The following is a 12293-nucleotide window of genomic DNA, read 5'->3' on the forward strand; positions in this document are numbered from 1 at the left end:
ATTTACGGAGAAAGTAAATGAAGTTTGTTGATGAAGCTACGATTTTGGTTGTAGCCGGTGACGGTGGTAACGGTTGTGTCAGTTTCCGTCGCGAAAAATATATCCCTAATGGTGGCCCTGATGGTGGCGACGGTGGCGACGGTGGCGATATTTACCTGCTGGCTGATGAAAACCTCAACACACTGATTGATTACCATTTTGTGAAATCTTTCCGTGCTGAACGTGGGCAGAATGGTCAGAGCCGCGACTGTACCGGTAAACGGGGTAAAGACATCACCATTAAAGTCCCGGTGGGTACCCGCGTATTGGATCAGGGAACGGGTGAGATTGTCGCTGATATGACCCGTCATGGTCAGCGTCAGATGGTCGCAAAAGGCGGTTTCCACGGATTAGGTAATGCCCGCTTCAAATCCTCAGTTAACCGTGCCCCGCGCCAGAAGACTATGGGTACTGAAGGCGAGACCCGTGACCTGACGTTAGAGCTGCTGCTGCTGGCTGATGTTGGGATGCTGGGGTTACCTAATGCCGGTAAATCAACCTTTATCCGCGCGGTTTCTGCTGCTAAACCAAAAGTTGCTGATTATCCATTTACCACTCTAATCCCAAGCTTGGGTGTGGTGCGTATGGATTACGAGCAAAGCTTTGTGGTTGCCGATATTCCTGGTCTGATTGAAGGCGCTTCAGAAGGTGCTGGCCTGGGTATCCGTTTCCTAAAACATTTGGAACGTTGCCGCGTGCTACTGCACTTAGTCGATTTGGCCCCCGTTGATGAATCTGATCCGGTTCAAAATGCCAAAGTCATTATTAATGAGTTGCAGCAATACAGTGAAAATCTGGCTAAGAAGCCACGCTGGCTTGTTTTCAATAAGATTGACCTGCTAGACCCAGAAGAAGCTGAAGCACGCGCTAAGGCCATTGTAGAAGCTCTGGGATGGGAAGATAAGTATTATATGATCTCGGCTGCAAATCGCGACAACGTGAATGCGCTGTGCTGGGATGTAATGAACTTCATTAACTCGCAACCCAAAGAGATGGCTATTGCTGAAAGCGCGCCAGAAAAAGTTGAATTCATGTGGGATGACTATCACCGTGAGCAACTGGCTGAAGTGGAAGCTGAAGCAGAAGATGAAGACGATGATTGGGATGAAGAAGACGATGACGGCATCGAGTTTATCTACGAACGCTAATTTGCCCGTTGTAGTTTGTCTGTAAGAATTATAGTTTGTCAGTAAGAATTATCGTTCATCAGTAAAAAAGAATTGAAACAAAGGCTACCTTTCATGGTGGCCTTTTTGTTTATAAAACAGATGATTATAAAGTTGATATTTGAACTGCTGACTTTAGCTATGGGTGGTCGTCGGTATCCAACATTGCGCTTTTAACCCGGAGCGATCAGTGCGATTCTCCAGCGTTAGACGGCCTTGGTGCAGTTGGGCAATTCGGATCACAATATTCAACCCTAAGCCGCTGCCACCATAGCGCTGATCCATACGGCGAAACGCCTGAGTCAGTTCACCGGCTTGTTCCTGCTTTATTCCCGGCCCTTCATCTATGATTTGCAACAGGTTGCCCTGAGCTTCGGTCGCGAGTTTGACGGATATTTGGCTGCCTACCGGGCTGTAACGATGTGCATTCTCCACCAAATTACGCAGCATCAAACGTAGTAATGTAGCATCGCCCTGAGTCTGAGCATCAGGGGGAAGTGCCCACAGTAGAGTTTGCTGGCGCTGAGCACACATTTCCTCCAGCTCTTCTTTCAGTGGTTGCACCACGTTTTCTATCCAATCGAGAGTCTGATAAAGGCCGCTGGCAAAGTTTTGCCCAGCCCTCGACAACATCAATAATTGCTCAATGGTATGTATTAATAAATCAATCCGGCTGATAAGCGGTTTGCTTTCAGTAATACCTTGCTGTTCCATCAATTCAAGATGCAGCCGAATACCGGCAAGCGGAGTGCGTAGCTCGTGCGCAGCATCGGCGGTGAACAAGCGCTCCTGTTGAATAGTATTGGAGAGCCGGGATAGCAGCTGATTAAGGGTCGAAGTGACCGAGACAATTTCTTGCATGTCACTGTTAACAATGACGGGCGTCAGATTATCGGCGGAACGCTCGGCTAGCTTCTGCTGTAATTGGTCCAGTGGCCGAATAATCCAACTGATTGCCCAGAAAGAGAGTAGCAGGGTGATAGCCATCATGATGAGCGACGGCGCAAGTAGTGAGGCAATGGCTTCGGCGATTTCGGTATCAACCCGCTCATTGCGCACTTTGGCACTTAGGGTTTCATCGACCAGAAAGCTGATTTGCTCTTGGCTTTCATGCCATAACCAAAACGCGCTGATCAACTGAGTAATCAGTAATATTAACGCCAGCATTAAAATGAGACGGCGTCGCATACTGATCATCATAGTGCTTCCAGTCGATAGCCAATGCCCCGGACTGTCCGGATCCTGTCTTTACCCAATTTACGCCGCAGATTGTGAATATGTACTTCCAGCGTATTGGAGCCGAGATCGTCATTCCAGGTATACAGGTCTTGCTGCAACAATTCACGATTGACAGTTTGGCCAGCCCGCATAATTAAACGCGAGAGAATCGCAAATTCTTTGGGTGTGACTTCCAACTGTTGGCCCTGCAAACACACTTGCTGGGTAGACAGATTAAGACTCAGGTCATCTTGCTGGACCAGATTGTCACTTTGCCCTTGATAGCGGCGGATCAGCGCTCGAACACGGGCCAACAATTCTGCGAGGGCGAAAGGTTTTATTAAGTAATCGTCAGCACCGGCATCCAGCCCGTCAACTCTATCCTCAAGTGCATCTCGCGCTGTCAGGATAAGCACCGGTAGCGTGACATGCTCGCGCCGCCATTGACGAAGCAATACGGCACCATCTTGATCCGGTAAACCGAGGTCAAGAATCACCATGCTGTACTGGCTGGTGAGCAACAAACTGTGCGCCTCTGCGGCGGTACCCGCGCAGTCACAGGGATAGCCCGCGTTAGTCAGCGCCATGGCGATCCCTCGTTGTAACAGTTCGTCATCTTCAACAATCAGTAGTTTCATGGTTTTTCGCTATCATAATAAGGATGTTAGTTATTCTGATAAATGTCTTTATACAGGCGACTTTCGAAACGAACTAATGGTGCCCGACGATTTTTTTGGTCTTCAGGTGGTACCGCGTAGCCAGATAAAAATTGTACAAAGGCCATACGCTGCCCACTGGCGGTAGTTATAAATCCGGCCAGATTGTACACGCCTTGCAAAGCACCTGTTTTCGCTGAAACCTTGCCGTCAACCCCGGCTTCGTGTAGCCCACCACGATAACGTAATGTGCCGTCATAGCCTGATAATGGCAGCATCGAGATAAAGTTAAGCTCTTGATCGTGTTGAGCAATATATTGCAACGCCTGCATCATGGTTGCTGGTGAAATAAGGTTATGCCGTGATAAGCCAGACCCATCCACGACAATACTATTTCCGAGGTCTACCCCCGCTTTTTGGCGCAATACTTGGCGTACAGCATCAGCGCCAGCGCGCCATGTACCTGGCACCCCAAACCGCTGATGACCAATAGTTCTAAATACCGTGTCCGCAATCATGTTGTCAGACTTTTTCAACATGATTTTCAATAAGTCATGTAGCGGCGCTGATTGCGCTTGAGCTAACAGGGTGCCTGCTGGATTTGGCGTAGTTTGACGGCGCAAACTGCCATCAATTTGGATATCAGCTTTCTTCAATTCATCCTTCAAAATAGCCCCGGCATAGCTGGCACCATTTTGTACTGCGAAGGCCAAGGGCAGCGGCTCACTGCGTTGTGTCAGGCAGCCCGTCAGTGTGAACCGGTTTAACTCACCGGGCACCACATCTAATTCGCAATATTGTGCATCAGGCGAACCTTTAGCTAAGGTGCGGACTTCACTGAACATCTGCACCGGGTAATAAGATGCGACTCGGATAAACGCCATGTCGCCGGGGTTCGGGGCGCTATAGAGGGAGACTGAAAAACAGTTCCGGTCGACAATCGCCGCAGCTGGCGGGGCGCTAAAGCATTGCGTCATGTCGTTCCACGGCCAACCAGGGGCTTTGTCATGGCTGGCAAAAACCGACGTATCGATAATCAAATCACCGGCGATTTGTTTTACACCCGCTTTTCTGAGTGTCGTCACCATATTACGCAACTGTTGGCGTGTTAAGGTGGGATCACCGTCAAAACGAGCAATTAAATTGCCACGTAATACACCATCCGTGATTGTGGCGTGGCTTTCTAATGTGGTATTAAAGCGAAAATCTGGGCCAAGTTGCAACAATGCCGCCAGCGCAGTCAGGACCTTTTGCGTACTGGCAGGTAATGCCATTTGCTGAGCGTGATAGTCTATTACCGGGGTTGTGGCCCCGATTTTTTGCACGACTAACGCAAGATTTGCCCCATCAGGCAGATATTGTGTGTAATTCTCAACTTGAGCCGCATTGGCATTAGATATGCTGATATTGATCGCAATAGCACAGGCCAATCCACTGACAATTCGTGAAAAATGCATAATTTCGATATAACTGCTGAATAACGTGTTGCCATACTACGGTGCAACGAGGGCGAAAGTAAACGATGACCCTAAAGGAACTCTACGTTAAAATGCATATCAAAATGCAAAATCGATCCTGACTTGGGGTTTTAGCTCCGGGGGTGATTTTTTTTGTTTATCGCCTGGAGGCGGGTAAAGTATCTGACTTGCCGCATTTTCATTCGAAAACGTTAGGATGACGGTTTTTTGAACAGGATAGATTTAGAGGTATTTAAAAGATGAAACAGATTCCGATGACGGTAAATGGCGCAGAAAAATTGCGCGAAGAGCTGGATTTTTTGAAAGGCGTTCGTCGCCCTAAAATTATTGCTGATATCGCTACTGCCCGTGAACATGGCGACTTAAAAGAAAATGCGGAATACCACGCAGCCCGCGAGCAGCAAGGGTTCTGTGAGGGCCGCATTCAAGAAATAGAAGCAAAGCTCTCTAATGCGCAGGTGATTGATATCACCAAAATGCCAAATAATGGCCGCGTTATTTTTGGTTCCACTGTGCGTGTATTAAATGTGGTTTCTGAAGAAGAGCAGCAATACCGGATTGTGGGTGATGACGAAGCTGATTTTAAACAAAATCTTATTTCCGTTAACTCACCTATTGCTCGTGGCCTGATTGGTAAAGAAGTCGATGACGTAGTTGTTATCCGTACTCCAGGTGGCGAAGTAGAATATGAAATTCTTACCGTAGATTATGTGTAATACTTGTTCAACTGAACAGTAAGCATGCATTATTTATAAAAAATGAAGTTGTAAAGAAAAGTAAAAGGCCGCTTGCGGCCTTTTATCAGAACAAAGTGCATGGCACCTTTTCTCTAAAACAAGCGTCATTAACGCGGTAAAATAATTTTGCGCTCTTTTGCTGGACGATAGAGCACTAAAATATTACCGATGATTTGGACGTTAACGGCACCGGTCTCACGCACGATGGCATCAGCAATTAGGGCTTTGGTTTCACGCTCTTCAGCAGTGATCTTCACCTTAATAAGTTCATGATGTTCCAGCGTTTGTTCGATTTCAGCCAGCACCCCTTCGGTTAATCCGTTATTGCCTAACATGACTACTGGCTTTAATGGATGGGCCAAGCTTTTCAGGTGCTGTTTTTGTTTGTTATTCAGATTCATCGTCTTTTTTGCTTAAGTTGGGATTGAAAACGGTTCATTCTACCGCCATCTCATGTGTATCACCAAATCGGTCTACGCCGAGAGGGAGTTTACGCGAGCTAAGCAATAGATGCGCGGACTCTTAATTAAGATAGTTGGAAAAAGAGATGTCTAATAAAAAGCGTTCAGGTAGCTCGAGTCGCTGGTTACAAGAACACTTTAGCGATAAATATGTCATTCAGGCACAGAAAAAGGGGCTTCGCTCCCGTGCCTGGTTTAAACTTGATGAAATACAACAAAACGATAAACTTTTTAAACCCGGTATGACAGTCGTCGATTTAGGCGCTGCACCCGGAGGTTGGTCTCAATATGTTGTAACCCAGATCGGCGGTAAAGGGCGAGTCATCGCATGTGATCTTCTACCAATGGATCCTATCGTTGGTGTCGATTTCCTTCAGGGCGATTTTCGTGATGAACTGGTTCTGAAAGCTTTACTTGAGCGCGTTGGGGATAAAAAAGTTCAGGTGGTCATGTCTGATATGGCCCCGAATATGAGTGGTACTCCGGCAGTTGATATACCTAAATCAATGTATCTGGTTGAATTAGCTTTGGAAATGTGTCGTGATGTACTTGCACCAGGCGGAAGTTTCTTGGTGAAAGTGTTCCAGGGAGATGGCTTTGATGAATACCTACGGGAAATTCGCTCCCTGTTTACGAAAGTTAAGATTCGTAAGCCAGACGCTTCTCGTGCGCGATCACGTGAAGTGTACATTGTAGCGACAGGGCGGAAACTGTAGTACCCTAACGCTGTTTGTTAACACAGTTGTAATATGAGGTTAATCCCTTGAGTGACATGGCGAAAAACCTAATACTCTGGTTAGTTATTGCAGTCGTATTGATGTCTGTATTCCAGAGCTTTGGACCCAGCGAATCGAATGGTCGTAGAGTGGATTACTCTACTTTCATGTCCGACGTAACCCAAGATCAGGTTCGTGAAGCACGTATCAATGGACGTGAAATTAACGTCAGTAAGAAAGATAACAGCAAATATACGACTTTCATTCCGGTCAACGATCCAAAGCTGTTAGATGTCTTATTGACTAAAAATGTGAAAGTTGTTGGTGAGCCACCGGAAGAACCGAGCTTGCTGGCTTCTATCTTTATTTCTTGGTTCCCAATGCTGTTGCTGATTGGGGTCTGGATCTTCTTTATGCGTCAAATGCAGGGCGGCGGCGGCAAAGGGGCAATGTCCTTTGGCAAGAGCAAAGCCCGAATGCTGACAGAAGATCAGATAAAAACTTCTTTTGCTGATGTCGCCGGTTGTGACGAAGCAAAAGAAGAAGTCAGTGAATTGGTTGAATATCTACGCGAGCCAAGCCGTTTCCAGAAATTGGGCGGTAAAATTCCGAAAGGCGTATTGATGGTCGGCCCTCCGGGGACGGGTAAAACCTTGCTGGCGAAAGCCATTGCAGGTGAGGCTAAAGTGCCATTCTTCACCATTTCGGGTTCTGACTTCGTAGAAATGTTTGTTGGTGTGGGTGCATCCCGTGTCCGTGACATGTTTGAACAGGCTAAGAAAGCCGCGCCTTGTATCATCTTTATTGATGAAATTGATGCGGTAGGCCGTCAGCGTGGCGCAGGTCTGGGCGGCGGTCATGACGAACGTGAACAGACTCTGAACCAAATGCTGGTGGAGATGGATGGCTTTGAAGGTAATGAAGGCATCATCGTCATCGCGGCAACTAACCGTCCAGACGTTCTTGACCCGGCGTTACTGCGTCCAGGCCGTTTTGACCGTCAGGTTGTGGTGGGTTTACCGGATGTTCGTGGTCGTGAACAGATTTTGAAAGTCCACATGCGCCGCGTGCCATTAGATACCGATATTGATGCTTCCGTCATCGCTCGTGGTACACCAGGCTTCTCTGGTGCTGACTTGGCTAACCTGGTCAACGAAGCCGCACTGTTTGCCGCTCGCGGTAACAAACGTGTTGTTTCAATGTCTGAGTTTGAGAAAGCGAAAGACAAAATTATGATGGGTGCGGAACGTCGCTCCATGGTAATGACAGAAGCGCAGAAAGAATCGACGGCATATCATGAAGCAGGGCATGCGATTATTGGTCGCTTGGTACCTGAGCATGACCCAGTACATAAAGTGACCATTATCCCGCGTGGTCGTGCATTGGGTGTGACATTCTTCCTACCGGAAGGTGATGCAATCAGTGCCAGCCGTCAGAAACTGGAAAGCCAGATCTCGACTTTGTATGGTGGTCGTCTTGCTGAAGAAATCATTTATGGCCCGGAAAAAGTTTCTACCGGTGCATCGAATGATATCAAAGTCGCTACGTCTATCGCACGCAACATGGTGACACAGTGGGGCTTCTCCGAGAAACTGGGGCCGTTGCTGTATGCTGAAGAAGAGGGCGAAGTGTTCCTTGGCCGTTCTGTTGCGAAAGCCAAGCATATGTCCGATGAAACAGCGCGTATTATTGATCAGGAAGTTAAATTACTTGTCGAGCGTAACTATCAGCGCGCGCGTACTTTGCTGATGGAAAACATGGATGTTCTGCATACCATGAAAGATGCTTTGATGAAGTATGAAACTATTGATGCTCCACAGATTGATGACTTGATGAATCGCAAAGAAGTCCGCCCGCCAGCGGGTTGGGATGATGCAAACAAGACTAAATCATCTGACAACGATAGTACGCCAAAGGCACCAACACCGGTTGATGAGCCACATACACCAACGCCGGGCAATACTATGTCAGAGCAGTTGGGCGATAAGTAAGTCTACTGTTGGCATCTAAAAGCGATGTGATTAATATAAACCTCGGGCTTGCTCGGGGTTTTTCTTTTTTTGAGGCGTAATAGTATGCATTTAACGGCTAGAGGTCTGAAGTTGGATCTCACTCGCCCGCAGGTTATGGGTATTCTGAATGTCACACCAGATTCATTTTCGGATGGTGGGCATCACAATAATCTTGATAAAGCATTACAACACGCCCAACTGATGTTATCAGCGGGTGCTACGCTAATTGATATTGGTGGTGAGTCCACTCGCCCCGGTGCGGCTGAAGTTAGTGAGCAAGAAGAGCTTGATCGGGTCGTGCCTGTGGTGGAAGCATTGGCGAAACGTTTTGATGTTTGGCTATCTGTAGATACATCCAAAGCAGCGGTAATCACTGAGTCAGCTCGTGTCGGCGCTCACCTAATCAATGATATTCGTTCGTTGCAAGAACCCGGTGCGCTTGAAGCTGCGGCAAAAACCGGTTTGCCGGTGTGCCTGATGCATATGCAAGGGCAGCCACAAAGTATGCAGCAGTCCCCTCATTACGATGATCTTATGACAGATATAAATCAGTTTTTTAAGCACCATATTGACCGTTGTGTTGCGGGCGGTATCGCAAAAAGTAAATTGTTACTCGACCCGGGCTTCGGTTTCGGTAAAAATCTGGCGCATAATTATCAACTACTGGCACGGTTGGCCGAACTTCACCATTTTGATCTGCCATTATTGGTCGGGATGTCACGAAAATCTATGGTTGGGCAGCTATTAAATGTTCCGCCACAACAACGGGTTATCGGGAGTGTCGCTTGCGCTGTCATTGCCGCAATGCAAGGCGCGCAGATTGTCAGAGTGCATGATGTCAAAGAAACTGTCGAGGCGATGTGTATCGTCGAGGCAACACTTTCAGCGAAGGGATAAATAAAAATTATGAGTAACCGTAAATACTTTGGTACAGATGGCATTCGCGGCAAAGTGGGTGACAGCCCGATTACGCCAGATTTTGTATTAAAGCTGGGCTGGGCTGCCGGTAAAGTTCTGGCTCGACATGGTTCTCGTAAAATTATCATCGGTAAGGATACGCGCATTTCTGGCTATATGCTGGAATCAGCACTGGAAGCCGGTCTGGCTGCTGCAGGGCTATCCGCTTCATTCACCGGCCCGATGCCGACCCCCGCGGTCGCTTATTTGACGCGAACTTTCCGTGCAGAAGCGGGCATCGTTATTTCGGCATCCCATAATCCTTTCTATGATAATGGCATTAAATTCTTCTCAATTGACGGCACTAAATTGCCTGATGATGTGGAAGAGGCGATTGAAGCCGAGATGGAAAAACCATTAACTTGCGTAGAATCTGCGGAGCTGGGCAAAGCCAACCGTATCGTGGATGCTGCGGGCCGTTACATTGAGTTTTGCAAAGGGACATTCCCGAGCGAACTCAGCTTGAATGAACTGAAAATTGTGGTCGATTGCGCTAATGGCGCAACTTATCACATTGCGCCAAGCGTATTGCGCGAGCTAGGTGCAACCGTCATTACTATCGGCTGTGAGCCGGATGGTATGAACATTAACGAGCAATGTGGTGCCACAGATGTTCGCTTGCTGCAAGAACGTGTTCTTGCCGAAAAAGCGCATGTTGGGCTGGCATTTGACGGCGACGGTGACCGGCTGATGATGGTCGATCACTTGGGTAATAAGGTTGATGGCGACCAGATCCTCTATATCATTGCTCGTGAAGGTCTACGTCAAGGCCAGCTGAAAGGCGGCGCTGTCGGCACTCTGATGAGCAATATGGGGTTGCAACTGGCGTTGAAGGAGCTGGGCATTCCGTTTGTTCGCGCTAAAGTAGGCGACCGCTACGTGCTGGAAGCTATGCAGGAAAAAGGCTGGAGAATTGGTGCTGAAAACTCAGGCCACGTAATCCTGTTGGATAAAACCACCACTGGTGATGGTATTGTGGCTGGTTTGCAGGTGCTGACTGCGATGGTGCGTAACCATATGAGCTTGCAGGATTTGTGCAGCGGTATGAAGTTATTGCCACAAATTCTGGTCAATGTGCGTTTCTCTGGTGATCATAATCCACTGAAATCAGATTCAGTTGAAGAAGTGACCCGCCAGGTTGAAAAAGAACTGGGCGACCGTGGCCGAGTTCTGTTGCGTAAGTCAGGTACTGAACCATTAATCCGAGTGATGGTTGAAGGTGATGCTGAAGAGGCACTGATTTCTGAAATGGCGAATCGGATTGCTGATGCGGTAAAAGCGGCAGGATAATGATTTTTTAGCAGGGGAGGGGGTTCTCTCCCCTGTAAATTATGCTGAAGTTGAATAACTTGACGTTTTTTTCCGCAAATAAACCTATGTAATGAAATTGCCCTTGCGTGTACTAGACGCTTTGGTTAGTATTCACACCCGCTTAAGTGGGTGAATAAGTCCCCCGCTTGATGGGTGAGAAGCATTTGGCATGCGGTGAACCCGCAAGGATACAGGTACAACTATGTACGAAGCTCTTCTGGTTATTTTCTTGCTGATTTCGATTGGGCTAGTTGCTCTGATCATGCTGCAGCAAGGTAAAGGCGCGGATATGGGAGCCTCATTCGGAGCAGGTGCTTCTGCAACTCTGTTCGGTTCGAATGGTTCCGGTAACTTTATGACCCGCATGACGGCTGTATTGGCGGCGCTATTTTTCGTCATTAGCTTGATTTTGGGCAATATGAGCACCAACCAGGGCAATAAAGGCAGCGAGTGGGAAAATCTGGGTCAGCCAGCAAAAGCTGAACAGACTACAGCACCAGTAGCGCCGACTAAGCCGAGTAGTGATATCCCGCAGTAATGTTTCAAAAGAAGTCAGTAGTCAGAAATAGAAAGAAAGTTTTAAAGTGGTTGTGACGACTTAATCAGTAAAAACAACCATTTGAATCAGTGCCGGGGTGGTGGAATTGGTAGACACGCTACCTTGAGGTGGTAGTGCCCGATTGGGCTTACGGGTTCAAGTCCCGTCCTCGGTACCAAATCAGACAGATAACTTGCTTTTTTGTCGTTATCAACGTAATATTTGCCACGTTTTCGGACGCGGGGTGGAGCAGCCTGGTAGCTCGTCGGGCTCATAACCCGAAGGTCGTCGGTTCAAATCCGGCCCCCGCAACCACTTTCCTAAAGTGTTTTTTTTCAAATGTTGTATTCGGTAGACCTCAGATACTTTCGATTTCAATTTGAAAAAAATACTTGTCAGAAAGTTGTACCGAAACCGCTTTGCGGCAAACAGGGTCCAGTTGCATAAAGCCCCGAATTTCGGGGTTTTTTGTTATTTGACAGCAGAATCACTGGGCTATTAGGCCCTTTTTTTATGTCTTGGGGGTGGGCTTGTCCACATTAGAACAAAAGTTAACAGAGATAATTTCAGCACCGGTAGAGGCCTTAGGCTATGAATTAGTCGGCATCGAGTTCATCCGGGGGCGCCAATCGACGCTACGAATCTATATTGATAGTGACGACGGAATCACTGTTGATGCTTGTGCTGATGTCAGCCACCAGGTCAGCGCTGTCTTGGATGTCGAAGATCCCATTACGGTCGCTTACAACTTAGAAGTTTCCTCTCCGGGCCTTGAACGCCCAATGTTCACTGCTGAACACTATACTCGTTACCTTGGTGAAGAAGTTACTTTGGTGTTGCGTATGGCTATGCAGAACCGCCGTAAATGGCAGGGCATTATCAAAGCCGTTGATGGTGAAATGATCACGGTTACTGTGGATGGAAAAGATGAAGTGTTCGCGCTGAGCAACATCCAGAAAGCGAACCTGGTACCCCACTTTTAAAGTTTGGATGAGGCAACTAGG

The 12293-nt window shown here is 47.6% G+C and carries 12 protein-coding genes and 2 tRNA genes; 10 read left to right on the top strand and 4 right to left on the bottom strand.

Annotation, left to right across the window (positions count from 1 at the left end):
- Positions 1-17 precede the first annotated feature (17 nt).
- A complete protein-coding gene (cgtA, locus tag OP863_RS02330; protein ID WP_145591768.1) occupies positions 18-1187 on the top strand; it encodes an Obg family GTPase CgtA in 1170 nt (389 codons plus the stop codon).
- Between the two features lie 153 nt (positions 1188-1340).
- Here cgtA and pmrB read toward each other — a convergent pair whose 3' ends face one another.
- Genes pmrB through dacB form a run of 3 tightly spaced genes read right to left on the bottom strand, consistent with a single transcriptional unit; the run spans position 1341 to position 4536 of the window.
- Positions 1341-2402, bottom strand: coding sequence for a two-component system sensor histidine kinase PmrB (pmrB, locus tag OP863_RS02335; protein ID WP_265526226.1), 1062 nt, complete (start codon positions 2400-2402; stop codon positions 1341-1343).
- Positions 2402-3061, bottom strand: coding sequence for a two-component system response regulator PmrA (gene pmrA, locus OP863_RS02340; RefSeq protein ID WP_038636819.1), 660 nt, complete (start codon positions 3059-3061; stop codon positions 2402-2404). Before pmrA ends, pmrB begins: the two co-directional genes overlap by 1 nt.
- A gap of 26 nt (positions 3062-3087) precedes the next feature.
- Complete coding sequence (dacB, locus tag OP863_RS02345; protein WP_145509861.1) at positions 3088-4536, bottom strand: serine-type D-Ala-D-Ala carboxypeptidase; 1449 nt, start codon at positions 4534-4536, stop codon at positions 3088-3090.
- A gap of 260 nt (positions 4537-4796) precedes the next feature.
- On the opposite strand from dacB, the gene greA reads away from it, so the two are divergent.
- Positions 4797-5273 carry a transcription elongation factor GreA gene (gene greA, locus OP863_RS02350; RefSeq protein ID WP_038636813.1) on the top strand — a complete coding sequence of 159 codons (477 nt, stop codon included), beginning with the start codon at positions 4797-4799 and terminating at the stop codon, positions 5271-5273.
- Between the two features lie 128 nt (positions 5274-5401).
- Here the strand turns inward: greA and yhbY are convergent, their stop codons facing one another.
- Complete coding sequence (gene yhbY / locus OP863_RS02355) at positions 5402-5695, bottom strand: ribosome assembly RNA-binding protein YhbY (RefSeq protein ID WP_004389225.1); 294 nt, start codon at positions 5693-5695, stop codon at positions 5402-5404.
- A gap of 146 nt (positions 5696-5841) precedes the next feature.
- Here yhbY and rlmE point away from each other — a divergent pair, with 146 nt between their 5' ends.
- The 8 genes from rlmE (at position 5842) to rimP (ending at position 12272) form a co-directional block, all read left to right on the top strand.
- Positions 5842-6471, top strand: coding sequence for a 23S rRNA (uridine(2552)-2'-O)-methyltransferase RlmE (rlmE, locus tag OP863_RS02360; RefSeq protein ID WP_032819268.1), 630 nt, complete (start codon positions 5842-5844; stop codon positions 6469-6471).
- Positions 6472-6527: 56 nt separating this feature from the next.
- On the top strand, positions 6528-8462 hold the full coding sequence (ftsH, locus tag OP863_RS02365; protein ID WP_050114487.1) for an ATP-dependent zinc metalloprotease FtsH: 1935 nt from the start codon (positions 6528-6530) through the stop codon (positions 8460-8462).
- Between the two features lie 84 nt (positions 8463-8546).
- Positions 8547-9380: a dihydropteroate synthase gene (gene folP, locus OP863_RS02370; RefSeq protein WP_145588791.1), complete on the top strand. Its 834-nt coding sequence runs from the start codon at positions 8547-8549 to the stop codon at positions 9378-9380.
- A gap of 9 nt (positions 9381-9389) precedes the next feature.
- Positions 9390-10730, top strand: a complete 1341-nt coding sequence (gene glmM, locus OP863_RS02375; RefSeq protein WP_038636804.1) for a phosphoglucosamine mutase — start codon at positions 9390-9392, stop codon at positions 10728-10730.
- A gap of 223 nt (positions 10731-10953) precedes the next feature.
- Positions 10954-11289, top strand: coding sequence for a preprotein translocase subunit SecG (gene secG, locus OP863_RS02380; RefSeq protein ID WP_004389230.1), 336 nt, complete (start codon positions 10954-10956; stop codon positions 11287-11289).
- 91 nt (positions 11290-11380) lie between these two features.
- A tRNA-Leu gene (locus OP863_RS02385) sits at positions 11381-11467 on the top strand.
- A gap of 60 nt (positions 11468-11527) precedes the next feature.
- Positions 11528-11604, top strand: a tRNA-Met gene (locus tag OP863_RS02390).
- A 215-nt stretch (positions 11605-11819) separates the two neighbouring features.
- Positions 11820-12272: a ribosome maturation factor RimP gene (rimP, locus tag OP863_RS02395; RefSeq protein WP_005156279.1), complete on the top strand. Its 453-nt coding sequence runs from the start codon at positions 11820-11822 to the stop codon at positions 12270-12272.
- Positions 12273-12293: the final 21 nt, after the last annotated feature.

Source organism: Yersinia sp. SCPM-O-B-9106 (C-191) (assembly GCF_026183365.1).
Lineage (GTDB): Bacteria > Pseudomonadota > Gammaproteobacteria > Enterobacterales > Enterobacteriaceae > Yersinia > Yersinia rochesterensis.

Excerpts from the sequence above, each read along its gene's own strand:
- cgtA (WP_145591768.1), top strand. The coding sequence starts at position 18 with ATGAAGTTTGTTGATGAAGCTACGATTTTGGTTGTAGCCGGTGACGGT.
- pmrB (WP_265526226.1), bottom strand. The coding sequence starts at position 2,402 with ATGATCAGTATGCGACGCCGTCTCATTTTAATGCTGGCGTTAATATTA.
- pmrA (WP_038636819.1), bottom strand. The coding sequence starts at position 3,061 with ATGAAACTACTGATTGTTGAAGATGACGAACTGTTACAACGAGGGATC.
- dacB (WP_145509861.1), bottom strand. The coding sequence starts at position 4,536 with ATGCATTTTTCACGAATTGTCAGTGGATTGGCCTGTGCTATTGCGATC.
- greA (WP_038636813.1), top strand. The coding sequence starts at position 4,797 with ATGAAACAGATTCCGATGACGGTAAATGGCGCAGAAAAATTGCGCGAA.
- yhbY (WP_004389225.1), bottom strand. The coding sequence starts at position 5,695 with ATGAATCTGAATAACAAACAAAAACAGCACCTGAAAAGCTTGGCCCAT.
- rlmE (WP_032819268.1), top strand. The coding sequence starts at position 5,842 with ATGTCTAATAAAAAGCGTTCAGGTAGCTCGAGTCGCTGGTTACAAGAA.
- ftsH (WP_050114487.1), top strand. The coding sequence starts at position 6,528 with ATGGCGAAAAACCTAATACTCTGGTTAGTTATTGCAGTCGTATTGATG.
- folP (WP_145588791.1), top strand. The coding sequence starts at position 8,547 with ATGCATTTAACGGCTAGAGGTCTGAAGTTGGATCTCACTCGCCCGCAG.
- glmM (WP_038636804.1), top strand. The coding sequence starts at position 9,390 with ATGAGTAACCGTAAATACTTTGGTACAGATGGCATTCGCGGCAAAGTG.
- secG (WP_004389230.1), top strand. The coding sequence starts at position 10,954 with ATGTACGAAGCTCTTCTGGTTATTTTCTTGCTGATTTCGATTGGGCTA.